The following is a 25,568-nucleotide window of genomic DNA, read 5'->3' on the forward strand; positions in this document are numbered from 1 at the left end:
GCAATGAAAAGATATCTTTTATTTTTAATTCTTCTTTTGAGTTCTGTTTCAAGCTATAGCAGAACCTATACCGAGCTTCAGGAGTGGAGGGAGAGGGGACTTCCCTCACAGATAAAGAGTGGTGTAGTGGTGGAGGTCTATGATCTTAAGAGGTCTCCGAGGGATATGATAGATGTAAATATCAGAGTACATAATTTAAGCAGTTCAGCCATAGATGAGGCTGTAATAAAGATATGGGTTTGGAAGAAGGACGGAGTCTGGGTGGAGGAGATCTCCCTTATGAAGGGTTCCTCTGAGAAGATAAATAGCGGAAGGGAGAAGTTTTTTCCCGGAAAGGGTCGCTACTATACCCTTGGAGTTAAGTATGATGAGGCAAAAAGGATGGAGATAGAGATCAGCAGAGTGGTATCTAAAAGAGTGAGGGAGAAAAGTTGAAGAAGATAATCTTATTATTAATGATAGTTAATGTGATGGCCTTTGGGAGGGAAACCCCCAAGGTAAGGATAGGGATGGTTCTTTCCAACCTGGAAAATCCCTTCTTTAAGGAGATGGAGGATGGAGCCCTGGAGAGGGCAAGAAGGGACAATGTGTCTGTGGAAGTTGTCTCTGCTGAAGATTCTCCAGTGAGGGAGCTTCAGGAGATAAGAAGGTTTATAGATGAAAAGGTAGATGTCCTCATAGTAAACCCCACCAACTCCCATGCAGTGTCCAGGGGGGTAATCCTTGCAAATGAAGCAGGGATACCGGTGATAACCCTTGACCGGGAAGCGGTGAGGGGGGATGTGGCCAGCCATATAGGATCAAACAACCTTCTGGGAGGCAACCTGGCTGCTGGATACCTCAAGGAGAACCTTGATAGGGGGGCTAAGATAGTGGAGCTCCAGGGGAATACTGAAACCACAGCTTCTTTAAACAGAAGCAGGGGATTTGAGCAGGGGTCTCTGGGGGAGCTGAGAATTATCCTCCGGGAGAATGCTGACTTCAAGAGGGAGCACAGCTATGAGATAATGAAGAGGGTCCTCAGAGAGGAGATCGATGTGGACGGAGTCTTTGCTCACAACGATGAGTCTGCTCTAGGCGCTTTAAGGGCTGTAGAGGAGAGCGGAAGAGATGTAGTGGTAGTTGGTTTCGACGGAACTGATGAAGCTGAGGAAGCTATAATCCAGGGAAGGCTAGATGCCACAGTAAAGCAGAATCCCTATGAGATGGGGTATATGGGAGTGGAGTCAGCTATAAAGCTTACCAAAAAACAGTGGGTAAACAGGAAGATAGATGTAGGTGTATACTTAATAGACAAGAAAACCCTCACCAAGTAAGGTGAGGGTTTTTTATGTTTAACTCTACTTATATACATCTCCTAGAAGACCTGCAGCCTTCTTAACCTCTTTGATCTTTGCTATGGCAAGGGTTCTTGCCTTTTCAGCACCCTTTCTCAGAACTTCTTCTACATACTCAGGATTTTTAGCAAGTTCCTCTCTTCTGGTTCTTGCTTCACCGAAGTATTCAAGGACCTTGTTTAGAAGCTCCTTTTTGGCGTGCCCATATCCGTATCCCCCTGCAGCGAACTTTTCCTTCATAGCAGCTAACTCCTCCTCAGATGCGAAGAGCTCGTAGATCTTAGTAACGTTGTTTTCCGGATTCTTAGGCTCCTCTAGAGGAGTGGAATCTGTAACTATAGACATGATCTGCTTCTTCAGCTGTCCCTTGCTGGCAAACATCTGAATAGTATTGTTGTATGACTTACTCATCTTCTGTCCATCTGTACCTGGGATAACAGCAACACTTTCTAAGATTTGAGGCTCAGGAAGGGTGAATACCTCTCCGTAAGTTTCATTGAATTTAACAGCGATATCTCTGGCAAATTCAATATGCTGCTTCTGGTCCTTTCCAACAGGGACGATATTTGTATCATATAGCAGGATGTCAGCAGCCTGAAGAACAGGATAGGTAAGCAGTCCGGCATTGGCACTAATTCCCTTAGCAACCTTATCCTTATAACTAACTCCTCTCTCTAAAAGCCCTACTGGAGTAACGTTTAGAAGAAGCCACATAAGCTCTGTGTGCTCAGGAACATCTGACTGAACAAAGATTGTGGACTTTTCAGGGTCCAAACCAAGTGCCAGGAAGTCAAGGATAGCATTGTAGGTGTTTTCTCTCAATGCTTTTGGATCCTTTAAACTTGTAAGGGCATGGTAATCTACAACAAAGTAGAATCCCTCATACTTATCCTGATTTTCAACAAACTGCTTAATAGCTCCAAAGTAATTTCCAATATGCAGAATACCGCTGGGCTGTATTCCAGATAAACTTCTTTTCATATTTCTCTCCTCCGCTAGATATTTCTCATTAAAATTATATTTGATAGATCTTAGAATTCCTGTTACCTCTGTATAAAAAAAACCGTAGATACTTATATCTACGGTAAAGTTTCAAATTATCCATAGATACACCCTGAAGTTGCACGTTAAAACAAGGACTGTATCTAAACAATAGAGTCCCTCTCTAGCACCACCAGTGTATCCAGTTGTTTTTAATAGTCATTAACATAGTAATCCACCTAAAATTATAATTATTTAAATGTTAGCATATAGAGGGATAATTTTCAACTGGGCATTTGGAAAAAGTTAGGATTAAATGGGAGGAGAATGTTGAAAGAGAGGGATTTAGGTGCTAATATTTAAGGAAGAATGAACAGAGGAGGGACTAAGGATGGAGATGAAACTGGCTATGGAAAAGTTTGAGAAGATAATAGAGGAGAAGAGGATGGTAGATACAGCAATCACCTCGCTACACTGGGATCTGGAAACCCAGGCACCTAAGAAGGGAATGGAACTTCTGTCTGGAGTTGTGGGATACCTAAGTTCAAAGAGTTATGAGCTGGCAACGGGAACTGCCCTTATAGAGGCAGTGGATACCTTAAATGATTGTAAGAATGACCTTGAACCAGTAAGGGTAAAGATGCTGGAGGAAGTGGAGAGGGAGATAGATAAGATAAAGAAGATTCCCGCTGTGGAGTACAGTAGATACAATGAGCTTACAGCCAGAGCTCAGAGCATATGGGCTGAAGCCAGGGAAAAATCGGATTTTAAGATCTTTGAGGAAGCCCTCAGGGAGATAGTGGAGTTTCAGAGGAAGTTTGTGGGATACAGAGGATGGGAGGGACACCCCTACAATACCCTCTTAGATGACTATGAACCTGGAATGACTGTGGAGAAGCTGGATGAGTTTTTTGGATACCTTAGAGGTGAACTGGTTCCCTTTCTTAAGAGGATAGCTACAGAGGGAAGAGAGCTCAGGGGAGACTTCCTCGAGAGAAGCTACCCAGTTACCGAGCAGAGGGAGCTCTCCAGGGAGCTGGCTGAGTACATAGGCTTTGATTTTGACAGGGGAATAATCTCTGAGAGTGCTCACCCCTTTACTCTGAACTATGACAGGAACGATGTGAGACTCACTACCAGATATGAGGAGAGGTGCTTCTCCTCCTCGGTATTTGGAACCATCCACGAGGGGGGGCATGGCCTCTATGAGCAGGGGATAGGAGAGGAGATAGCCTCTACAGTTCTTGGGACGGGGACATCCATGGGTATCCATGAATCCCAGTCGAGGTTCTATGAGAATATGCTTGGAAGGAGCAAGTCCTTCTGGAAACCACTCTATGAAGGGGTAAAAAGTAGATTTGACGCCTTAAAAGATGTAGAGCTGGATGAGTTCTACAGGGGGATAAATAAAAGCGAGGCCAGCCTTATAAGGGTGGAGGCAGATGAGCTCACCTACTCCCTTCACATAATGGTGAGGTATGAGATAGAGAAGATGCTCATAGAGGGAAGTATAGAGGTAGAGGATCTCCCAAGGATCTGGAATGATAAGATGGAGGAGTACCTGGGAATAAGACCTGAGACCGACGGTGAGGGAGTGCTTCAGGATGTTCACTGGTCCTGCGGACTATTTGGTTACTTCCCATCCTATGCTCTGGGAAATGCCTATGCAGCCCAGATCTACAACACAATGGTGAAGGAGATAGATATAGAGAAAAGCCTGGAGGAGAGAAACCTGTCAGTTATAAAGGAGTGGCTGGGAGAGAATATCCATAGGTGGGGTAAGGGAAAGAAGCCGGCGGAGATCATTGAAGATATAAGCGGTGAGGAGCTGAGTGCAAGGTATTTTATAGAGTACCTAAAGGAGAAGTACAGCAGGATTTACCTGTAGAGAGCAGAGGAGGAATCGGAGTGAAGTATGTAGCAGGAGTAGACCTAGGGGGAACTAACACCAAGATAGGGATAGTGGACACCGAGGGGCATATAGTGGAGAGTACCTCTATTAAGACAGATTCTATGAGGGGGATAGAGGATACCTTTACAAGGATATGGAGGAGTATAGAGGATCTGGCAAAAAAAAATAGTGTGAGGGTAGAGGGAATAGGAATGGGGATTCCCGGTCCCGTTGTGGACCAGTCTGTGGTTACCTTCTTTGCCAACTTTCCTTGGGAGGCCGGAACAGACTGTAGCCAGCTCATGGAGAGGATATCCGGGATTCCCACTAAGCTGGACAATGATGTAAATGTAATTGCCCTGGGAGAAGCCAGGTTTGGAGCAGGAAGAGGGTATAGAAGCAGTGTCACCATAGCCCTGGGAACAGGAGTGGGAGGAGGAATATATGTAGATGGAAAACTCATCTCTGGAATGACCGGTGCCGGGGGAGAGATAGGACATATGAAGCTTGTAAAGGACGGAAAGCTTTGTGGCTGCGGCCAAAGGGGGTGCTTTGAAGCTTATACATCTGCTACGGGGATTATAAGGGAAGCAACCTCGAGGCTTCTGGTGAATAAGACAAATGCCCTCTATGAGAGGATAGGGGGAGATCTCTCGGTGCTGGAAGCAAAGGATATCTTTGATGCAGCCAGGGAGGGGGATGAGTTTTCCCTGGATATAGTGGAGTATGAAGCTGAATATCTGGCAATGGGGATAGGGAATATACTGAACATCATAAATCCTAAGGCTATTATCCTGGGAGGGGGAGTAGCCCTTGCGGGAGATATTTTGCTGAAACCTCTGAGGGAAAAGCTGAAGAAGTATGCCATGGGAGCCACCCTTGATGGTCTGGAGATCCTCCAGGCCGAACTGGGGAATGAGGGGGGAGTAGTGGGAGCTTCTGCCCTGGTACTTTAATTTTAAAGGTTTTAAGCCCTGCTAAGCAGGGCTTTTTCAATGAAGCTTTTGTTAATTTTCTTTTCATAAATTTTAATAATAGTATTGTATATATAGATAAAATAAGATCTTATGGAGGTTTGTGTAGCTGGAGGTGAAGAGGATGAAAAAAATTATCCTATTAATTATAGCAGTATTGTTCCTAGGAGCCTGTACAAGCACTGGAACTACTGAAGACACAAGCGAAAGGATGTCCAGAGGAAATGTAAACTTTTATCGTACAGAGAGCCCATTTGATAACTTTGAGAGGGACTACAGTGAGAGGGATTAAAAAAAGACCGACATATGTCGATCTTTTTTTATTAAGAAAGTATATAGTTTATAAAAAAGCTATTTGATACAATCGGTGTTTTAATTGATTATTAGGATGCAACGTTACGTTGCTTTTATTTTAGAAGTTATAGCTGTAAACAGCTCCGAATCTTCCCTCAAATCCAGAATACATCTTCCTGTTTGTTCTGGTATCGTAACCATATACATACCCCGCCCCTGCATAGGCTGAGAGGGTCATGTCATCTGCAAGATCATAGGTCTTCTTGATCTTTGGCATAAATACCAGCTCCGCTTGGTCGTGATCCTGAACCTGTCTGTATCCCTTCTCCCAGAGTCCCAGTTCTCCCCAGGCTGTTAACTCGGTATTGAGGGTATAACCTCCAGAAAGGGGATAGTTGTGTCCCAGAGTATACTCGTAGTCCCACTCTCCGTAGTTCTTGGACTCACTGACCTCCTGTCTCAGATAGAGGGTATTTCCTATGGAGATATACCATGATTCGGTAAAGGCATGGTTTACAGTGGCGGTTATGTAGTGTCTGTGCTGGTTGCTGCTCTGAACTCCGTCGTCATAGTCGTAGTCTCTGAACTGGTACTGGTAGTTTAGATCCAGGTGGGTCTGCTCAGCCAGCTCGGTGTTCATATTGGCGTTGGCAAGGAATCTGTTAGAGGTATATCCTCGGTATTGATACTCCCCGTTCCCTTGTATACTTGACTCCCTGTAGTTTCTTCCTGCTATCCAAAGGCTTGAATCCCAGTCTTTATTCCAGAGCATAAAGGGTTCAAAGGTTCTTATAAGTCTGGCAGTGTGGGTGATATACTGACCGCTGTCCTTGTCGTTGCCCCTACCAAACTGGTCGTTGTTGTCTATGTAATCATAGGCATACTTGTAGTCCACAGCCCACCTGTCGTTAAACTTGTATCCGATGGTGGTGAAGACCGAGGTTACATCTCCATCCTCTATGAGGTCGTCTGCCCCAGGGTAGCCCTCATCATAAACTCTGCTAGTTATCCTTCCCTGCTGTCTTTCAGTGTGGTTGATCCCCGCATCAAGGTTCCACTTCTTCTCCTCGGCCCCCAGGGTTGTATAGGAGGTGGCTCCTGCAATGAGCAGAGCTGCTAGAATAATACTCTTTTTCATAGTTGATCTCCCCTTTTATCTCAGAATCATTTTCAGTCCCCGTTTTATCATACTTTTTTCTAAAAATTAACAAAAAACATTTTAAGTTTACTACAATAATAGAGGGATATTTCCTTTAATGAAGGGTAAAAAAAACAGAACAAACAACAAGGTTTAAAAATTGGTATGAAAAAGGAAATGCCTTGTGGTAACATAGTATGGAGCAGTAGTATCAAGAAATGAAAGAAGAGATTTTGGAGTGATAGATTATGGAAAGAATATTTAAAGGTTTAGAGTATAGAGTAGTTCAGGCGGGAAAAACCACTGAGTACAGAGGGATGGAGTATGACTCCAGAAAGGTGGAGGAGGGCTACATCTTTGCAGCCCTAACAGGTGCCACAGTGGACGGCCACGACTATATAGAAAAGGCTATCCAGAAGGGGGCTAAGCTTATAATAGCCTCCAGGGAGGTAGAGGTGCCAGAGGAAGTGGGCCTTGTAATAGTAGAGGATCTCAGACAGCATCTGGGGGTTATAGCTTCCAACTTCTACAAGTGGCCTCAAAAGCAGCTGAAGATAGTGGGGATAACGGGAACAAATGGAAAGACAACTACAACCTATATCCTGGAGAAACTCATAGGAGAGGACAGGATAGCCAGAATAGGTACTGTGGAGTATAAGGTGGGGAAAAGGGTTATACCTGCTCCCAACACAACTCCAGAATCCCTGGACCTAATAAAGATATGCAGGGAAGCTGTGGAGAAGGGGATAGAGTACCTCATAATGGAGGTAAGTTCCCACGCCCTTGAGATGGGAAGGGTGGAGATGGTAGAGTTTGATGTGGCTGCCTTCACCAACCTCACCCTGGATCACCTGGATTTCCACAAAACGGTGGAGGGTTACTTTGAGGCCAAGAGAAAGTTGTTCCTAAAGCTCAAGGACAGAAGTAAGGGAGTCTACAATGTAGAGGATGAGTATGGAAGAAAGCTCTATGAAGAATTTGGCGGAGTGGGATTTGGTGAGAAGGAGGGAGACCTCAGGGGAGAAACCCTTAACTTCACAAGCTCCAGCCAGGAGATCTTCATTACCTATGAAAATAGGAGATATGATGTGGAGAGCAAACTTCTGGGAAGGTTCAATATGATGAATATCCTGGGAGCTTTAGGGATCTGTATCCAGCTGGGGCTGGATCTTGGAGAGGCAGTGGAAAGGATAGAGGAGATAGAGGGAGTACCAGGAAGGTTTGAGGCCATAGACTGCGGTCAGGACTTCAGTGTCATAGTGGACTATGCCCATACTGGAGACGGGCTGAAGAATATCCTTGGAGCCTTAAACGAACTTAAGCAGGGAAGGATAATAACTATATTCGGCTGCGGTGGAAACAAGGGAAGGGATAAAAGGTTTGGCATGGGAGCAGCCTCTAAAGCTCTCAGCGACTACACCATTCTATCCTCAGACAACCCGAGGACTGAACCTCTGGAAAGCATAATGGGAGATATAGAGACAGCCTTTAGAGACGGTGAGGGAAGGCTGGAAACGGAGAAGTATGAGAAGATAGCAGACAGGGGAGAGGCTATAAAGAGGGCCATCTCCATGGCTGAAAAGGGAGATATTATCCTAATTGCAGGAAAGGGCCACGAGACAACCCAGACTGTGGGGAAGGATACCTTTAAGTTTGATGACAGAGAGGAAGCTCGTAGATACCTCAAGGAGCTAATGGGAACAGATAGCTAGTAGAGGGGAAAAGGAATATAAAAAAGTGATATTCATGGGAGATATACTGAATTTCTATAATCTTCAAAGAATGAATTGATTATTGAAAAAACAGGATAATGTGCTATAATGTGTCTGCAAAAAAGATTAATTAGACACTTATGAAACACTTTGGTGTGGTATTTTCAATCTGGATTGCAGTTTGTTTATAGGACCATCCTCTTATGTTATAATACAGTTAATTAAAAGTAACTAAAGTGAGGTAGATAAGATGAGTCTTGTAAAAGAGGTAAGAAAAGTAAAGGTTTCAGATAGGTTTACCATTGGAGGAAGGGACAGATTTACCCTGATTGCCGGTCCTTGTGCCATAGAGAGCGAGGAGATGAGTTTAAGGGTAGCGAAAAAGATAAAGGAGATGTGTGAAAGACTGGGAATCAACTATATCTTTAAGTCGTCCTACGATAAAGCCAACAGATCATCGGTATTCTCTGCAAGGGGAGTAGGAATGGAGAAGGGTCTGAAAATTCTGAAGAAGGTAAGGGAAGAGGTAGGAGTACCTGTAATCACAGATATTCACGAACCATGGCAGGCAGAGGAAGCAGCTAAATTTGTAGACATGCTTCAAATTCCAGCATTCCTGTGCAGACAGACCGACCTTATTGTAGCAGCAGCTAAGACAGGACTTCCTGTAAATGTAAAGAAGGGACAGTTCCTGGCTCCTTGGGATGCTAAGAATATAGTTACCAAGTTTAAGGAGATGGGGAATGACAACCTTCTTCTTTGTGAAAGAGGAACAACATTTGGTTACAACAACTTTGTTGTAGATATGAGATCCTTCCTAGAGATGAGAGAGTTTGGATACCCAATAGTATTTGATGCAACTCACTCGGTGCAGATTCCAGGGGGACAGGGGACATCCACTGGAGGAAACAGAGAGTATGTATTCCCTCTAATGAGAGCAGCACTAGCTGTGGGAGTGGACGCAATATTTGCAGAGGTGCACGAGGATCCAGACAACGCTCCTTGCGACGGACCTAATATGCTGAAGCTTGAGGATCTTGAAGAGATATTATTAAAAGCAATTGAGATAGATGACATTGTAAAAAAATCTTAAAACTAAAAAACGGAGGATTCCAAATATGTCTGAATTAACAATACCTAAAAGTGAAAAACACCTTTTTGCCCCAGGACCAACAAATGTACCTGAGGATATCAGAAGAGAGGTAGCGAGAGATCTTATCCACCACGTAACTCCTGAGTACGCTGAGCTCCTGTGGAGAGTAACTGATAAGTTAAAGAAGATATTCAAGACAGAAAAGTATGTACTTTCAACTACTGCAACGGGAAGCGCAGGGATGGAAGCATCTGTAGTAAACTTTTTCTCCAAGGGAGATAAGGTAATAGTACTTAATACTGGAAACTTTGGAAATAGATATTTAGAGATTTGTAATGCATATGGATTAAAGGCAATAGACTTAAAGTATGAGTGGGGACAGGCCTACAACTTAGAGGATGTAAAGAAGGCTCTGGCTGAAAATCCTGATGTAAAGGGAATTATCGTAAACCACTCGGAAACATCTACCGGGGTACTTAACGATGTAAGACCTCTGGGAGAGTTAACAAAGAATACAGATATGCTTCTTATTGTAGATGCAATAAGTGGCCTTATTGTAAATGAGTTTAAGTTTGATGAGTGGGGAATCGACTGTGCAGTAGCTGCCAGCCAGAAGGGATTCCTACTTCCTCCTGGACTTATCTACTTTGCCCTGTCTGAGAAGGCTAAGAAGGCTATGGAGACATCTGATCTTCCTAAGTTCTACTTTGACTTCCAGAGATACTTTGATTTCCTAGAGCAGGGAAGACATCCACAGACACCAGCAGTTAACCTTGTAGTAGCTACAGACTATGCATGTGACTACCTACTAGGAAAGACTATAGAAGGAATGACAGCTCACCACAAGATGCTGAGAGAGTATATAGAGTCTGAGCTAATGAAGCTAGGATTCAGACTATTTGTTGAGGATGAGGATAAGAGATCCAACACAGTAGTACCAGTATGGGGAATCGAGGGAATCCCTTGTAACGACCTGAGAAAGAAGCTTTCAGAGGAGCACAACATCACAATTGCAGGGGGATATGGACACCTTCAGCCACATATGCTGAGAGTAGGAAATATCGGAAAGTATGAGAAGAGCGATATCGACTTCCTTATCTCTAAGATGAAGATAGTAATAGATGAGATGAAAGCTGAGATGAATAAGTAGCAACTAAAGCCCTGTAGATACAGGGCTTTTTTGTATAGATAACCTTTCTTTCATGACCTTAGAGGAGCAGAGGTTTCTAGATAGCTATAGAGGCTATCTTAAGGAGGGAACACCTTACTATCTTCTTCTTTAATTTAGGGAGTGAAGATGGGAAAAAAGTATGTTATAATTGGGGAGATAATCGATAAAATTTAATGATCTTAGGAGAAGAAGATGGACATTATAAAGTATGCAAAGGGTATATTTGATACGGAGATAGAGGAACTGAAGAAGGTTAGGGACAGGATATCTGAGGAGATAATAGAGGCAGCTCATATGATACTCAGATCCAAGGGAAAGGTAGTAATCACAGGGATAGGTAAATCGGGACTTATCGGAAAGAAGATAGCTGCTACAATGGCTTCTACGGGAACCTATGCTGTATTTATGAACTCGGCTGAGGGTCTCCACGGGGACCTGGGGATGATCCACCCAGATGATGTGGTGATAGCTATCTCCAATAGCGGAAACAGTGATGAGGTGGCTTCCATCCTTCCATCTATAAAGAAGATAGGGGCCAGACTTATAGCAATGACTGGAAACGCCAACTCTGTTCTGGGAAGAGCAGCAGACTGTGTGCTGGATATAGGGGTAGAGAGGGAAGCCTGTCCGCTGAATCTGGCTCCCACCTCGTCAACTACATCTACCCTGGTAATGGGAGATGCTCTCTCCACAGTGCTCATAGAGCTGAGACAGTTTAAGCCGGAAAACTTTGCTGTATACCACCCAGGAGGAAGTCTGGGAAGAAGACTCCTTATGAGGGTAAAGGATGTAATGCACTCGGGAGAAGCCCTGGCTATCTGCAGAGAATCGGATAGTGTGGATGAGGTACTTATGAATATGACAGCCAAGAGGCTGGGTGCTGTGTGTGTTGTAGATGGTGAAAGGATAGTGGGGCTTATTACCGAGGGGGATATAAGGAGAGCCCTTCAGAAGAGAGAGGCTTTCTTCGGGTATAAGGCTGTGGATATAATGACATCTGCCTTTACCTCTATAGATGAGGAGAAGATGGCTATAGATGCCCTGGAGCTTATGGAAAACAGGGAGAATCAGATCTCAGTCCTTCCAGTGGTTGGAGAGGGAAGACTCAAGGGACTGGTTAGAATCCACGATCTTCTACATGTGGTAGGTTAGGGATAGGAGGCAGAATTCCTTATCTATGAAATAAAGAATTGACAAAGGGCTAACTATGTACTATAATTAGCTCAAATATGACATTTTTAGGAGGGATCAATCAATGGTAACTAAAGACATGAATATCTTAGAAGCAGTTCAGCAATTCCCTGTAATCGTTCAGGTTTTCCAGAAGTACGGACTTGGATGTGTAGGATGTATGGTAGCAGCTGGAGAGACTCTTGGAGAAGGGATCGCGTCACACGGACTTGATGCAGATGCACTTATAGCTGAGATGAACAAGCTGATCGAAGAGAACAAGTAATCAACTCAACCCCATCCATGGATGGGGTTTTTATAATTCTAGGGGGAAGAAAGAATTCAAGTAGGGGTTATCTAGATATGCTCCCTACTCTGATAAATATCGGTTACAGCCCAGGGTCCTGGGAGTGGTTTAGAGGAAAAAAATAAAAATTTAGCGGGTATATGGTGGGAAGCTTTTGAAAACCCAGAAAAATAGCCCCAAAACTTAAAAAACAGTTGACACCCCCTCAGTATCTATGGTATATTTAACCTTGTCAGGTGGGATGTCCGAATTGGCTAAGGAGCCGGTCTTGAAAACCGGTTAAGGCGCAAGCTGTCTGGGTTCGAGTCCCAGTCCCATCGCCAGAATATGGAGACATGGCAGAGTGGCTGAATGCGCACCCCTGCTAAGGGTGTATACCAGTGATGGTATCGAGGGTTCAAATCCCTCTGTCTCCGCCATTTAAAGATTGGCAGATATGGAAATCTACAATTGTGCACCTATAGCTCAATTGGATAGAGCACTTGGCTACGGACCAGGGGGTTAGGGGTTCGACTCCTCTTAGGTGCGCCATCTACAAAGAGAGTAACCCGAAACAAGTTTTTAAAGTTAATATGGAGACATGGCAGAGCGGCTGAATGCGCACCCCTGCTAAGGGTGTATACCAGTGATGGTATCGAGGGTTCAAATCCCTCTGTCTCCGCCATAAAAAACTTGTTGACAATTTACATACAAAAAGTTATACTGATGTGTAAATTAAATAATTAAACCGAGGAATCATTAGAGATTCTTCCAAGAAGAAACATTCCCGTTTCTCACCTTGTGGGCCACGACGCTTTCATAGGGTAAAGGTATTTGTCTATTTGTGTTTAATCTGAGATCTCAGATTGAAACTTTGTGATATATGTTATATACGGGATGTTTACATCCCGTTTTTTATTGTAAAACATATTTTAGGAGGTGTCTAATATTTCGGACAAGACTAGAATCAACGAAAGAATTAGAGCTAGAGAAGTAAGAGTAATCTCAGCTGACGGAGAGCAGCTAGGAGTAATGTCCTCAAGAGAAGCACTTAGCAAGGCAAGAGAAGCTGAGCTTGATCTTGTAGAGGTGTCGCCTAACGCGAAGCCGCCTGTATGTAAGATAATGGACTACGGAAAGTACAAGTATGAGCTTGCAAGAAAGGCTAAGGAAGCTAAGAAGAAGCAGAAGCTTGTAGTTGTAAAGGAAGTAAAGTTCAAGGCTAGAATCGATAAGCATGATTTTGAAACTAAGATTGGAAAGATTGAAAAGTTCTTAGCTAAGGAGAACAAAGTAAAAGTAAGTCTGATGCTATTTGGAAGAGAAAGAATGCATGCTGATTTAGGAGTGAAAATCCTTGAGCAGGTAGCAGAGAGATTTTCTGAAACAGCAGATGTCGATAAAAAATATGGTGAAAAGCAAAAACATATAATGCTTACACCGAAGAAAAACGTTTAGTATTTGAGAGGAGGATTACATTATGCCAAAGATGAAAACGCATAAAGGAACACAGAAGAGAGTTAAGGTAACTGCTAAAGGGAAGTTCGTAGTAAAGCACTCAGGAACAAGCCACATCTTAACTAAGAAGAAGAGAAAGAGAAAGAACAAGCTTAAGAAGGACTTCGTAATTTCTGAAGGAACTGCAAGAAGATTCAGAGTACTACTTCCTACAGGTTCTGGAAGATAATCTCAATATAGTATATTAAATAAGTTAAAATCTAATTTTTGTTAACAGGAGGAACTGATAATGGCAAGAGTAAAAACAGGTGTTATTAGAAGAAAAAGACACAAGAAAATATTAAAAGCTGCTAAAGGATTTAGAGGAGCGTCTGGTGACGTATTCAAGCAAGCTAACCAGGCTGTAATGAGAGCAGCTGCATTCTCTACAAGAGATAGAAAAGTAAGAAAGAGAAAGATGAGACAGCTTTGGATCATCAGAATCAACGCTGCTGCAAGAATGAACGGAATGACTTACTCTCAGCTTATGAGCGGTCTTAAGAAGGCTGGAATCGAGCTTGACAGAAAAGTACTTGCTGACATCGCAGTAAACAACGCTGCTGAGTTCACAACTCTAACAGCTGCTGCAAAGGCTGCACTATAATTAATGAATTAAAACTCTGCTTTTTAAGCAGAGTTTTTTTGTTATCTACTCATCTATATAATATAGCTCTTAAGGAGGATCTTTCTTTATAAACTTTATAGAAGTAAAGCTGGGGAGAATGATAGAGGGAAGGTATTGAAGGGTGAAAGTTCTGTTTTTATTTAGCCTTTGATTTCTGTCCCACCTTCACCGGAAATTAGAGGTTAATAAAAAATAAATTTTTTATTATAGAAAGATTAAAGGAAAGCAGAATAAAAAATTCTATTATATTGTAATATGGACAATCCGCGTGAAAAAATATACCAAATATATGATTATAACAATTAAAATGCAAGAGATCAATGATTTATATTAAAAAAAATTATAAATTTCTTAATTAAAAAATAACCGTATATCCTTCCCTGGGAGATAAATTTAAGAGGAAGGGGTGTTTTTTTAAGAATAAAAAATTTAAATTTATAGGGTTTTATGCTATAATCACCTTATATATTAACAGTGGTAAGAATGAGAGGGGGGGAAGCTACTTAATAGCGATCACTATGTTAAGAACAAGGATTTTTAATGATTACTGCAAGGACAAGGATCTAAGAGACAGGGAAGAGGAAGTAAGAATGGAGCTCTTAGAGGACTCTCAAAATGTAGAACTGTTAAGGGAATTGGGGGCAATTCTTTACTACAGTAAGAGGGATGAGGAAGCTATAACCATCTATGAAAAGCTTTTAAAGCTTGATTCGGAGAACCATAACTTCATGGCATTCCTGGGATACCTTCACTATGAGCTGGAGGAGCACTCAGTGGCAGTCAACTACTTTAATAGGGCACTTGATGTAGCACCTGATTCGCCGTTTATCTACTTTCTGCTAGGAAATGCACACTCTAGATCTGGAAATATCATGGAGGCCATAAGAAGTTATGATTTTGCTATCTTCCTGGACCTGGATATATACACAGCACACCTTGACTTTGCCAAGAAGTATGAGGATATGGGAAGAAAGAAGAGGGCACTTCAGGAGTATATAACTGCCTACGAGATCGATCCAAGAGACAAGGATATTGAATTGAAGATAAATAAACTCAAGCAGGAAACTGCATAAAAAAACCTCTCATGTGAGAGGTTTTTAACTTTTATGGGAAAGTTATCGTCCAATAATTAGGTTATTTGACTTTTTAGGGCAGTGAGGTTATAATGATAACTAGTATTATAGGGTAGAATCTTGGCTTGAATGTGGGGCAGAGCTCCTCACATAGATATTTTTTATATATAACTAAATAAAAAACAGAGGTGTATTGATGACGATATTTTTTCCTATATTTATATTTTTATTTATAGTGGCTATATTATTTTTTGGTCCCAATGGAGCCCTTAAATCCATACCGTTTCTGGTGATGCTGAGCTTTATCTTTTCCATCTCCATATGGTTTATAGGGGCGTTCTTTCCTCTTATAGTGATATTTATTATCTATAACTATCTGAAGAATAAGAATAATCCCAAGAGGAGCAGCGGAGGAGCAAGGACCAGAACCTACTACTACAGCTCCAGCAATGCCAAGGATTTTGAGGAGTTTTTCAGACAGGCTGGAGGGAACCAGAACTACGGAAACTTTGGAGGAGGCCAGGGGAGTCCCTACGGTGCCTTTGAGGATAAGACCAAGTACTATACAACCCTTGGGGTTCAAACCGAGGCAGACCAGGATGAGATTAAGAAGGCCTACAGGAACTTGGCGAGAAAACACCATCCAGACAGGTATGCAACAGCTGATGATGATGTAAAGGCCTACCACGAGAAGAAGTTCAAGGAGATAAATGAAGCCTACGACAAGCTGTCCAAGAAGTAGTCTCTACTTTATTAACCTTTGATAATGGAATAAAGGAACCCTCCCTTATCAGGGAGGGTCTTTCTGTGAAAGATAACACTTGTAATAACTATGATTCAGTTCTGTCTGAAGGAGGAAGTTTAGATGAAGTTGACACTGACTACACCGGCCCTGCTCTTTTCCACGGTATCCCTTCTTATGGTGGCCTATACCACAAGGTTTATGGGGCTGGCAGGCCTTATAAGGGTTCTCCATGAGAGGAAGAAGGAATCCGAGCCTGGAGACAAAAACCTCCAGCTTCAGCTGGAGCTCCTGAGACGAAGGGTGCAGCTCATAAAGAATATGCAGATCCTGGGGGTTATGGCTCTCATACTCTCCATAACATCCATAGCTTTTCTCTTCTTTGAGAAGCTTATCCTGGGAGAGGTGGCATTTATGATAAGCCTATTGCTGCTGCTGGGATCCCTGATCCTCTCGGTAATAGAGATCTATGATTCAGTAAAGGCTCTGGAAGTACAGCTGGATGAGTGTAGAGGCTGCAAGTGTAAGGTATAGAAGAAGCTCCCCCCAGGGAGCTTTTTTTAGTGTGGGTATGTTACTTCCTTGCCAGGATGTTACCCGCAAGGAGTATCACCAGACTTCTAAGATTTATTTCATAAATCAAGAACTCTGCGAAAGAAAGTACCTAAAGAAAATTCGCTACCTTTGCCTTGATACAAAGGTAGCCCAAAAATCAAGTCTTCCGGCAATTGTCTTTATGAGCTAAACAAAGTTTTCATTGCTCTCCTGGGCTCTCTACAGAGCCTAAAGGAGTTAAACGCAATGAAGCAGGATATTGATGTGAGGTATGACGACTGCCTCCAGACACTTATTTTAATTTAGAAGTTTAATTAATTAGTATGGGTCCTCTCCTCTCAGTTTATGAAATAAACTTTATAAATCTGGGGAGACTCTCTACGGATGATATCAAAACAAGAAATGAACTTTTTAGAAAGAGAAAAGTAGCTACTTATGGGAACAAAAAAATAAAGAAAACTAGCAATGTGAAGCCTGAAAGAATATAATGAATGCCAAAAGAAAGGGATAGCAATAGGTTAAAGATAAAGAAAATCTACCTTTGTTAAATTAGAGTGAATTTTTTCCCCTATCTTGTGACCATATATTGAAATAGATATTATTCTGTGGTATAATTCCTAGAGTTTGGAATTAGGATTTTAACGTTTGGGGGAAATCGATTATGAAACTAAAGACACTGATATTAGCAGCGGGAAAGGGTACAAGGATGAAGTCCGAGCTACCAAAGGTGCTTCATAAGGTAAATGGGATACCTATGGTAAAGAAGATAATGAATATCCTGGAGAGCCTGAAATCAGAGGAAAATATATTAATCTTAGGACACAAGAAGGAACTTGTCACTGAGACTCTTGGAGACGTAAAATACGTTGTACAGGAGGAGCAGCTGGGGACAGGTCATGCTATTATGATGGCTGAGGATGTACTAAAGGACTACGACGGAGACGTAATGGTAGTCTGCGGAGATACTCCACTGCTGAGAGAGGAGACTCTGGACAAGCTGTGGGAGAAGCACAGGGAGAGCGGAGCAGCCACTACAGTTCTTACATCTATCTATGAAGATCCATTTGGATATGGAAGGATAGTTAAGGAGAACGGTCTGGTAAAGGCCATCGTGGAGCAAAAAGATGCAACACCTGAGCAGGCAGCTATAAAGGAAGTAAATGCAGGGGTATACTGCTTCGATTCAAAGAAGCTATTTGATGCCCTAGGAAAGATAGACAACAAGAACAAGAATGGTGAATACTACCTTACCGATGTAATCGGAATCCACGTAAGAGAGGGAGAGAAGGTAGAGAGCTATATCCTTGAAGATAATGTGGAGATTCTGGGAGTAAACTCCAAGGTAGAGCTTGCCACAGCAGCAAGAGTACTGAGAGAGAGAAAGAATCTGAAGCTAATGGAGGAGGGAGTAATCCTTATAGACCCTGCAAACACCTATGTAGAGGAGAGTGTAGTGGTAGGTCAGGACACTACCCTTTATCCTGGAGTACACCTTCAGGGGGAGACAGTTATCGGAAGCAACTGTGAGATCCTTGGAGACACAAGAATAGTAGATAGTAAGATCGGAGACGATGTCATTATAGAAAGATCTGTTGTGGAGGAGAGTATCATAGATGCCAAGGTAACTATGGGACCATATGCCCACATCAGACCGCAATCACACCTTAAAGAGGGAGTACACATTGGAAACTTTGTGGAAACCAAGAAATCGACCCTGGAGCCTGGAGTAAAGGCTGGCCACCTGGCTTATCTGGGGAATGCTCACATTGGTAAAAAGACCAACATAGGTGCAGGTACTATCACCTGTAACTACGATGGTAAAAATAAATTTAATACTACAATAGGAGAGGAAGCCTTCATCGGAAGTGACACTATGCTTGTGGCACCGGTAGAAATAGGTGACCATGCTCTTATTGGGGCAGGGTCTGTTATCACTAAGGATGTACCAGCTAGAGCTCTGGCTGTAGCCCGTGGAAAGCAGATAATTAAAAAGGAGTGGAAAAAGAAGTAATGATTAGAGATGCGAAGGATGTAAAGGTTTTTGCAGGAACGTCGAACTACAAGCTAGCTACCAAGATAGCTGACAAATTAGGACTACCTCTTGGTAAGTCACAGATCGTAAGATTCAAGGACGGAGAGGTATACGCTAAGGTTGATGAAACAGTAAGAGGATCAGAGGTATTTGTAATTCAGTCAACTTCTGAGCCGGTAAATGAAAACATCATGGAACTACTAATCTTCATCGATGCCCTTAAGAGAGCATCAGCTAAGACAATCAACGTAGTAATCCCTTACTACGGTTACGCTAGACAGGACAGAAAGGCGAGCCCGAGAGAGCCGATCACATCTAAGTTAGTGGCAAACTTACTTACAACAGCAGGGGCAACAAGAGTACTTACTATGGATCTTCACGCAAACCAGATCCAGGGATTCTTTGATATCCCAGTAGATCACCTAGAGGGATTACCTATCCTGGCTAAGAACTTCCTTAACATGGGACTACAGGGAGACGGCGTAGTTGTTGTATCTCCAGACGTAGGTGGAGTAAAGAGAGCTAGAAAGCTAGCTGAATGGCTTGACTGTAAGATCGCTATCATCGACAAGAGAAGACCTAAGCACAACATGGCTGAGGTAATGAACCTTATCGGTGAGGTAGAGGGTAAAACTGCTATCTTCATCGACGATATGATCGATACGGCAGGAACTATCACAGTTGGAGCAGACGCTATCATGAAGCTTGGAGCTAAGGAAACTTATGCTTGCTGTACTCACGCAGTATTCAGCGGACCAGCTATGGAAAGACTGGAAGCATCTCCATTTAAGAAAATATTCATTACAGATTCAATAAATCTTGCAGATGACAAGGCTATCGACAAGGTAGAGATCCTTTCTGTAGATACACTATTTGCTGAGACAATCAAGAGAATAGTTAAGAATGAGTCTATCTCAGGACTATTTGAGAAGAGATAGATCCTATTAAAAGCTAGTAGCCTCTACTAGCTTTTTTTATTTTAATATGATAAAATAGATAATGTTTATGACATAGAATGAAGGCCGAGGTATGAAAAATGAGACAAAGTGTATTTAATCTGATTGATATAGACCTGGATAAAATTAAGAGAGAAATAACCGAGGAGAATGCCCTCATTGTCTACCCTACAGATACAGTGTATGGCGTAGGGGGAAGTATGTACAGCATAGAGGCCATTGAAAAGATATATGCAGCTAAGGAAAGGGAGTTTACTTCACCCCTTATTGCCCTTGTAAGTGACGTGGACAGGGTGCAGGAGATAGCTCATATGGGTGAAAACAGGGAAAAAATAGAAAAACTTATGAAGGAATTCTGGCCTGGAGCCCTAACAATAATACTAGATAAGAAGGACAGTGTACCTGCTAGGATGGTTTCCGGCGGGACAAGCGTGGGTGTAAGGATGCCAAACCACCCAGTTGCACTGGATATTATAGAGGCTTGCGGGGGAATACTGCCCACAACAAGCGCCAACATCTCGGGAGAACCGAGCCCTAAAAACCACACTGAGGTAAGCGAGAGCTTCAAGAGCAGAGTGGAGATAGTGGTAGAGGGAGGAGACTGTCCAGTGGGGATAGAATCCACAATCCTTGATATGAGGGGAGAACCTAAGATCCTCAGAGCCGGTGGAATCTCCAAGGAGGAGCTGGAAGAGGTAATAGGAAAGATATAATCTTAATAATTTATTTATAGAATAAATCTAAAAAACGGAGGCGAATAATGAAGGGGCAAAGAATAAATCCAAATAACCTAAATCCTATGCAGATGAACAACATGTCATCTATGATGGGTATGATGAATACAATGCAGAGAATTGGAAAATCAAAGAGAAAATATACTATTAAACTAGAGAAGGCTAACAAGAAGTTTTTAGCTAAGTTTATAGATGAGATAAAGAAGCAGTTTGCAGGACAGGAAACAGCACCTCAGCAGCAGGGAGTAATCGACTTCCTTGACTACCTAAAGACTCAGTGCGAGATCAAGGACAGAACTGAAGTAAAGGTAAGTTTTGAAGAGCTAGAGTTCCTAAAGAGAATGATCGGCGACTCAATCAGAGGAATGGAAGGTATGCAGTTTAAGTGGTACCAGCTGATTAAAAAAGCTATGATGAAGGTAATGCTTAACCAGTACAAGCAGCTTTTCGAAGAGATCAAGAAGTAATAATGAAGAACCCTTTGGGGTTCTTTTTTTATTGCTTCTTGATCTCTTTTTTTAAATTAAAGTAGGATTTTTCCTGTTTTATTTCGTACCTTTTAGCTTGAACCAAAAGGTACCTAAAAGTTCAAGACTTCCGTTAATTGTCTTTTGGGGTAGAGCAAAGTTTCCGACTCTTTTTACAGGCTCTAGATAGAACCTATCCTGTATGACGAGTCGAAGCAACATAGATTGTGGAGTCCAACGACTAACTGCAGTCGGCAAATAAAACGACCTTATACAATAGTCTAGGTAACTCTCTATTGATTTAATAATTTATTCTAGAATAAAAAAAGCCTTTTCAGGCTTTTTTTATTGGAAGTTGAGTTCATCTTTTTTTAACAATAACCAATCTGAAATAGGTTTAATATAATCTGACCATTCTGAAGATTTTTTTGCAGTTTGAATAACTTTGTCATAACCTCTAATTTTATCATACCCTAATCTATCAATAATATAGTTTATATAGTCGTGGTTATCAGAACAAGCATTAATTTCTTGAGCAATATTAATAATTTCAATATCCTCTTCACTAAGATTCTCACAATGGTTAAGGTTAGTAATCATTTTTAATAAATGCTTTTCTGGGGTTAGATCTTTTGGAAGGCTGAACTCTTTAATTTGTTCTAAGGCTTTTGTTCTTAAATCTTGAATAGAATTATCCTTTCCAGTAAGAGATTTTTTTAGCATATCAAGTTTTTCAGACTCATTATTATAGACATCTCCATCTAAAACAAATAAGCTATTTTTTATGTTTTCTCCTTTAAGTAATAGTCCACTAACTAATGTAAAAGCATTTTTAGCGGCACCAAATAGTTTAACTTCTAGATTACGCTTGATCCTTAAAGAAGATGCGATTTGTTCGATAATGATTTTTGCAAAATGATCTTCCACATAAATGGATAAAGGTTTTTCTTGGATACCAGTTAACCTATAAAGAATATCTGGGGTGTTTTTTTCGAAACAGAGAGTTTTATTAGTGATTTCCTCTTTCCAAATATGTCTAATCTCAACTTTGTCACTAAAATTAGAAATACTTTCTTCGTGTGTTGTAAAAATGATTTGTAATTCCTTTTTAGCAGCTATTTTTACAAGAGTAAAAATAAGTTTTTTGAAAGCTAGAGAATGAAGTAATAAATCTATTTCATCAATAAGTATGAGACTGTATTTTTCTGCCTTTTCAGCAACTTCTAAAATTTTAAATACCCTTTGTTCTCCAGCCCCCATACTAAAAGCAGAATATTCGATATTGCCAAACTTTACTCCTAATAGGTTATCAGAATAATTACTTTTATACTCTTTATGTTCTAGATAATTTTTTCCAAGTATTATTTTAGCTTTTTCTAAAACTTTTGATTGATTAATAATTTCTGAATTTTCAAAAGTAACGTTTCTAGGAGTTTTACTTTTATTTTTTTCAATCATAGGTAAGCAAGTGTCGATTCCAAGATAATAAACGTTTCTAGGAGTTCTATCTCTGTATCGAGGAGTCCAACGATTGCTATTTTTTGAGTAGATTCTTTTTGTGTTATGATTTTTTTGAAAAATTCCATTTGATCCCTTTTGGATGTTAGTATAACTATGAATTAGTTCAAAGTTACTTCCTTGCCAAGAGGAATTAGGTGTAGGAAGAAAAAATTGATTGAATTTATAATTATGTCGATCACTATTTTCCATAGGTTTGTATGCACAGGCAAGAGCATGTAAAACAGTAGACTTTCCTGCGCCATTTATTCCTAAGATAGCAGTAAGTCCTTTTTCTTTAAATGTCATTTCTAAGTCTACTAATCCTTTTAATTTATGTATATGGATTTTTTCTATGGTCTGTTTGATGTAGTTCATAGATTCTCCTTTTATGAAAGATTGATGAGTTTTTATAATCAACAGTACACTTTTTCTTAATAATTATACTATATTAAGTTGAACTATTGTAAGTTTATTTTGGGAATACCTCTTTCCAGTGGATATAACTTTAGGCTAAAAGTGTTCGCTAGACCGTTCAACAGGTTAAGTTCCGCAAGACGAAGTCGAGGACTGTAGCTGATAAAGGTTGTAGAGGAATAATATTGCCCGGAAAACATTTGGAAAGAGGTGTCCTTTCTTGGGTTCTTTCTTTGGACAAGCAAAGAAAGAACAAACAGAATATAAACCAAAATTACTTTAGAGAGTTCCTTCAGGAACTCTCTTTCTTTACAATAAAGTTGGAAAAAATAAAAAACTGAACTATCCTTATAGGATAAGAAAAGATTTAAAGGAGGAAAATATGTATAAGTTAGCAGTATTCGACATAGACGGAACCCTCACAGTGAAAGGGAACGAGATCCCGGAAACCACCCTTGAAGCTTTGGAAAAGCTTAGGAGAAACGGAGTGGAGTGCCTAATAGCCACCGGCCGGGAGAGGGAGAATATAGGGGAGATCCTTGAGATAACTGGAATAGATAACTACATAGCCTGCAACGGCCACTATGTGAAGTACGGGGAGGAGATCCTCTACAGATACACCTACCCCGAGGATGTGATAGAGGAGATAAGGGAGATCTGTATGAGAGAGGGTTACTGCTACGGTCTCTCCAACGGAGAGGGGATCTACATCTCAGATATAGAGAGGCTGAGGGAGGACGGTGCTCACAATATGCTGGATGAGATAAAGCTCCTGGAGGATATAGAGGGGGAGGTAGAAAATATAATCCTCTACGCCTCAGACGGGGGAGGACACTTCAAGCCATTAGAGGAGGGCTACCACCTGGGACCTTGGGGTAACGGTATGTTTGACCTTGTGAAGAGGGGGCGTTCCAAGGCTGTGGGTATAGAGGAGATAGCAAGCAGACTGGGCATAGAGAGGGAGAGGATAATCTCCTTCGGTGACGGTTTAAACGACATGGAGATGACGGAATATGCCGGCCTGGGTGTAGCCATGGGAAATGCCAGGGAGGAGCTGAAGAGGGCCGCCGACCACGTAACCGACACCTCAGCCAACGACGGGATATATAAAGCCTGCAAAAAGTTCGGACTTATCTAATTTTTCTTGTTCATTTCTTTTCACCAGCAAAAGAAACGAACCAAAGAAAAGCTGGACCTCTTTCAAAAGTCTCTTAAGAGGGTTCTTACCATACGGCCTTTGTCAGCTACAGTCCTCGTTCTGGTGGTAAAGAATAATGTATAACACTGCGGAACTTAATCTGTTAAACGGCCTAGCAAAGATTTTCTGTACAAAGCCACATCCACTTGAAAGAGGCGGAAAGGTTTAAGGTTTAGATAATCCTCCTTTGAAAAAAGCGTAGATGGAATATGAGGGAAAACTTTAGAAAATATCGACTGTCTGCAGCGGAGCAAGTTTCGGTATTTTCTTAGTTTTCTGATTATGAAGTAGCTTTTTTCAACAGAGGTGCCCTTTCTTGATTCGTTCTTTGGGCAAGCAAAGAATGAATGGAAAATATCAAGAGAGAAGTAACGAAATTATTTTTTAGGAGAGCCCCCAAAGCGCTCTCTTTTTCTTTAACAACGTGCAAGATAAAAGCTTGATATACCGCAAAAAAGCAACTGTAAAATAACTTTTAAAAATATAAAAAATTAAAGAAAAAAACCATTGACAAAACCTCCCACCTAATATATAATTATCTCATAATAAATACAAAGTTGTAACAAATACAAATTTGAAACAAAAAATTCGGAGGTTAGGAAATGAAATTTAGATGTACAGTATGTGGAGAAGTTCTAGAAGCAGGAGTAGAGGTATGTCCAGTATGTAAGGCAGGATCAGATAAATTTGTAGAGATCAAAGAGGGAGAAGGAAGAGTCTGGGCAACTGAGCACATCATCGGAGAGGGACTTGCATGCGGAGACGAGGAGATCATTGCAGGTCTGAGAGCAAACTTCGAGGGAGAGTGTACAGAGGTAGGAATGTACCTGGCAATGTCAAGAGTAGCAGACAGAGAGGGATACCCAGAGGTAGCGGAAGCTTACAAGAGAATCGCCTTTGAGGAAGCAGAGCACGCAGCAAAGTTCGCAGAGCTTCTAGGGGAGTGCGTATCAGCATCAACTGAGGAGAACCTATCTAAGAGAGTAGAGGCAGAGTACGGAGCAACTTCAGGAAAGTTTGAGATCGCAAAGAGAGCTAAGGCACTAGGATTTGACGCTATCCACGATACAGTTCACGAGATGGCAAAGGACGAGGCAAGACACGGAAGAGCATTCCTAGGGCTACTAGAGAGATACTTTCAGAAGTAATTAAATAGGTAAACTAAATAGTCATTATAATATAGTTGGGAGTCGTTAGACTCCCCTCTTTTTATGTAATATCTTTTAAAAACTTATTTCACTCTCTGAAGAGAGTGAGGTACTTTCTTACCATGATGCAAGCTAGGGACTCATAATTGTCTTTTGGGGTAAGCGCATATTTTTACTTCCTTTGCCGGGCTCTCTACAGAGCCTAAAGAAGTCCGACGGAACGAAGTAGCTCTTCGGTGTGGAGCCCAACGACTATGAACCCCATTTTATATTTTTTCCTCTTTCCAGTTGATGAAGCTTTAGGCAAAACGTTTTTACTAGACCGTACAACAGATTAAGTTCCGCAAGACGAAGTCGAGGACTGTAGCTGATAAAGGTCGTAGAGGAATAGCCTTACTTGAAAAACATTTGGAAAGAGGTGTCTTTTCTTTTGTTCTTTCTTTGGACAAGCAAAGAAAGAACAAAGAGTTTCAAGAGAGAAGTAACGAAACACGGTTCTCTTAAGGGGAGTTACAAGCCAAATACAGTGGTCTCCCAAACTATTAGAGTACACTTTAAACGGAAAAAGAACGATATATAG

25 protein-coding genes and 4 tRNA genes are annotated in these 25,568 nt (G+C 41.5%); 26 read left to right on the forward strand and 3 right to left on the reverse strand.

Annotated features, from left to right (window positions below):
• The first annotated feature begins 3 nt into the window (after window positions 1-3).
• Together QMG11_RS10185 and QMG11_RS10190 are read left to right on the forward strand one after the other, a co-directional pair.
• Window positions 4-435: a hypothetical protein gene (locus QMG11_RS10185; RefSeq protein WP_281835703.1), complete on the forward strand. Its 432-nt coding sequence runs from the start codon at window positions 4-6 to the stop codon at window positions 433-435.
• Window positions 432-1,316, forward strand: a complete 885-nt coding sequence (locus QMG11_RS10190) for a substrate-binding domain-containing protein (RefSeq protein WP_281835706.1) — start codon at window positions 432-434, stop codon at window positions 1,314-1,316. Before QMG11_RS10185 ends, QMG11_RS10190 begins: the two co-directional genes overlap by 4 nt.
• Window positions 1,317-1,340: 24 nt before the next feature.
• Here QMG11_RS10190 and trpS read toward each other — a convergent pair whose 3' ends face one another.
• Window positions 1,341-2,318: a tryptophan--tRNA ligase gene (gene trpS, locus QMG11_RS10195; protein WP_281835708.1), complete on the reverse strand. Its 978-nt coding sequence runs from the start codon at window positions 2,316-2,318 to the stop codon at window positions 1,341-1,343.
• Between the two features lie 397 nt (window positions 2,319-2,715).
• On the opposite strand from trpS, the gene QMG11_RS10200 reads away from it, so the two are divergent.
• From QMG11_RS10200 to QMG11_RS10210, 3 genes are all read left to right on the forward strand, one after another.
• Window positions 2,716-4,206 (forward strand): carboxypeptidase M32, encoded by a 1,491-nt coding sequence (locus QMG11_RS10200; RefSeq protein ID WP_281835757.1) that lies wholly within the window; start codon window positions 2,716-2,718, stop codon window positions 4,204-4,206.
• A gap of 20 nt (window positions 4,207-4,226) precedes the next feature.
• On the forward strand, window positions 4,227-5,165 hold the full coding sequence (locus QMG11_RS10205; protein ID WP_281835713.1) for an ROK family protein: 939 nt from the start codon (window positions 4,227-4,229) through the stop codon (window positions 5,163-5,165).
• A gap of 142 nt (window positions 5,166-5,307) precedes the next feature.
• Window positions 5,308-5,475, forward strand: coding sequence for a hypothetical protein (locus tag QMG11_RS10210; protein ID WP_281835715.1), 168 nt, complete (start codon window positions 5,308-5,310; stop codon window positions 5,473-5,475).
• Between the two features lie 120 nt (window positions 5,476-5,595).
• On the opposite strand, the gene QMG11_RS10215 is transcribed toward QMG11_RS10210, so the two are convergent.
• Window positions 5,596-6,615 carry a TonB-dependent receptor gene (locus QMG11_RS10215; RefSeq protein ID WP_281835716.1) on the reverse strand — a complete coding sequence of 340 codons (1,020 nt, stop codon included), beginning with the start codon at window positions 6,613-6,615 and terminating at the stop codon, window positions 5,596-5,598.
• A gap of 248 nt (window positions 6,616-6,863) precedes the next feature.
• Here QMG11_RS10215 and QMG11_RS10220 point away from each other — a divergent pair, with 248 nt between their 5' ends.
• The 19 genes from QMG11_RS10220 (at window position 6,864) to QMG11_RS10310 (ending at window position 20,728) form a co-directional block, all read left to right on the forward strand.
• Window positions 6,864-8,327 (forward strand): UDP-N-acetylmuramoyl-L-alanyl-D-glutamate--2,6-diaminopimelate ligase, encoded by a 1,464-nt coding sequence (locus tag QMG11_RS10220; protein ID WP_281835717.1) that lies wholly within the window; start codon window positions 6,864-6,866, stop codon window positions 8,325-8,327.
• A 250-nt stretch (window positions 8,328-8,577) separates the two neighbouring features.
• A complete protein-coding gene (gene kdsA, locus QMG11_RS10225; RefSeq protein ID WP_281835718.1) occupies window positions 8,578-9,420 on the forward strand; it encodes a 3-deoxy-8-phosphooctulonate synthase in 843 nt (280 codons plus the stop codon).
• 25 nt (window positions 9,421-9,445) lie between these two features.
• Entirely contained in the window at window positions 9,446-10,570 is a 1,125-nt protein-coding gene (locus QMG11_RS10230; protein WP_281835719.1) for a pyridoxal-phosphate-dependent aminotransferase family protein, read from the forward strand.
• A 315-nt stretch (window positions 10,571-10,885) separates the two neighbouring features.
• Window positions 10,886-11,743 (forward strand): KpsF/GutQ family sugar-phosphate isomerase, encoded by an 858-nt coding sequence (locus tag QMG11_RS10235; protein ID WP_373877227.1) that lies wholly within the window; start codon window positions 10,886-10,888, stop codon window positions 11,741-11,743.
• Between the two features lie 103 nt (window positions 11,744-11,846).
• Window positions 11,847-12,047, forward strand: coding sequence for a DUF1858 domain-containing protein (locus tag QMG11_RS10240; protein WP_281835727.1), 201 nt, complete (start codon window positions 11,847-11,849; stop codon window positions 12,045-12,047).
• Window positions 12,048-12,303: 256 nt separating this feature from the next.
• Window positions 12,304-12,391: transfer RNA gene (locus tag QMG11_RS10245), tRNA-Ser, on the forward strand.
• Window positions 12,392-12,397: 6 nt separating this feature from the next.
• Window positions 12,398-12,487, forward strand: a tRNA-Ser gene (locus QMG11_RS10250).
• A gap of 35 nt (window positions 12,488-12,522) precedes the next feature.
• A tRNA-Arg gene (locus QMG11_RS10255) sits at window positions 12,523-12,599 on the forward strand.
• A gap of 43 nt (window positions 12,600-12,642) precedes the next feature.
• A tRNA-Ser gene (locus QMG11_RS10260) sits at window positions 12,643-12,732 on the forward strand.
• Between the two features lie 254 nt (window positions 12,733-12,986).
• A complete protein-coding gene (gene infC, locus QMG11_RS10265) occupies window positions 12,987-13,505 on the forward strand; it encodes a translation initiation factor IF-3 (RefSeq protein ID WP_281835729.1) in 519 nt (172 codons plus the stop codon).
• A gap of 22 nt (window positions 13,506-13,527) precedes the next feature.
• Complete coding sequence (rpmI, locus tag QMG11_RS10270) at window positions 13,528-13,734, forward strand: 50S ribosomal protein L35 (RefSeq protein WP_281835731.1); 207 nt, start codon at window positions 13,528-13,530, stop codon at window positions 13,732-13,734.
• Window positions 13,735-13,794: 60 nt separating this feature from the next.
• Window positions 13,795-14,148, forward strand: a complete 354-nt coding sequence (gene rplT, locus QMG11_RS10275) for a 50S ribosomal protein L20 (protein WP_281835732.1) — start codon at window positions 13,795-13,797, stop codon at window positions 14,146-14,148.
• A gap of 539 nt (window positions 14,149-14,687) precedes the next feature.
• Window positions 14,688-15,242: a tetratricopeptide repeat protein gene (locus QMG11_RS10280; protein WP_281835733.1), complete on the forward strand. Its 555-nt coding sequence runs from the start codon at window positions 14,688-14,690 to the stop codon at window positions 15,240-15,242.
• Window positions 15,243-15,438: 196 nt separating this feature from the next.
• On the forward strand, window positions 15,439-15,984 hold the full coding sequence (locus QMG11_RS10285; protein ID WP_281835735.1) for a J domain-containing protein: 546 nt from the start codon (window positions 15,439-15,441) through the stop codon (window positions 15,982-15,984).
• A 123-nt stretch (window positions 15,985-16,107) separates the two neighbouring features.
• Entirely contained in the window at window positions 16,108-16,518 is a 411-nt protein-coding gene (locus QMG11_RS10290) for a DUF2721 domain-containing protein (protein ID WP_281835737.1), read from the forward strand.
• A 682-nt stretch (window positions 16,519-17,200) separates the two neighbouring features.
• Entirely contained in the window at window positions 17,201-18,550 is a 1,350-nt protein-coding gene (glmU, locus tag QMG11_RS10295) for a bifunctional UDP-N-acetylglucosamine diphosphorylase/glucosamine-1-phosphate N-acetyltransferase GlmU (protein WP_281835738.1), read from the forward strand.
• Window positions 18,550-19,509, forward strand: coding sequence for a ribose-phosphate diphosphokinase (locus QMG11_RS10300; protein WP_373877224.1), 960 nt, complete (start codon window positions 18,550-18,552; stop codon window positions 19,507-19,509). The genes glmU and QMG11_RS10300 overlap by 1 nt, the downstream gene beginning before the upstream one ends.
• Before the next feature lie 98 nt (window positions 19,510-19,607).
• Window positions 19,608-20,240 (forward strand): L-threonylcarbamoyladenylate synthase, encoded by a 633-nt coding sequence (locus QMG11_RS10305; protein ID WP_281835739.1) that lies wholly within the window; start codon window positions 19,608-19,610, stop codon window positions 20,238-20,240.
• Window positions 20,241-20,287: 47 nt separating this feature from the next.
• Entirely contained in the window at window positions 20,288-20,728 is a 441-nt protein-coding gene (locus QMG11_RS10310; protein WP_281835740.1) for a hypothetical protein, read from the forward strand.
• Between the two features lie 345 nt (window positions 20,729-21,073).
• Here the strand turns inward: QMG11_RS10310 and QMG11_RS10315 are convergent, their stop codons facing one another.
• Window positions 21,074-22,603 (reverse strand): AAA family ATPase, encoded by a 1,530-nt coding sequence (locus tag QMG11_RS10315; RefSeq protein WP_281835741.1) that lies wholly within the window; start codon window positions 22,601-22,603, stop codon window positions 21,074-21,076.
• Between the two features lie 421 nt (window positions 22,604-23,024).
• On the opposite strand from QMG11_RS10315, the gene QMG11_RS10320 reads away from it, so the two are divergent.
• Both QMG11_RS10320 and QMG11_RS10325 read left to right on the forward strand, forming a co-directional pair.
• Window positions 23,025-23,780 carry a Cof-type HAD-IIB family hydrolase gene (locus QMG11_RS10320; RefSeq protein ID WP_281835742.1) on the forward strand — a complete coding sequence of 252 codons (756 nt, stop codon included), beginning with the start codon at window positions 23,025-23,027 and terminating at the stop codon, window positions 23,778-23,780.
• A 662-nt stretch (window positions 23,781-24,442) separates the two neighbouring features.
• Entirely contained in the window at window positions 24,443-24,988 is a 546-nt protein-coding gene (locus QMG11_RS10325; protein WP_281835661.1) for a ferritin family protein, read from the forward strand.
• Window positions 24,989-25,568: the final 580 nt, after the last annotated feature.

It is taken from the genome of Propionigenium maris DSM 9537 (assembly GCF_027925155.1).
In the GTDB taxonomy this organism is placed as follows: Bacteria; Fusobacteriota; Fusobacteriia; order Fusobacteriales; family Fusobacteriaceae; genus Propionigenium; species Propionigenium maris.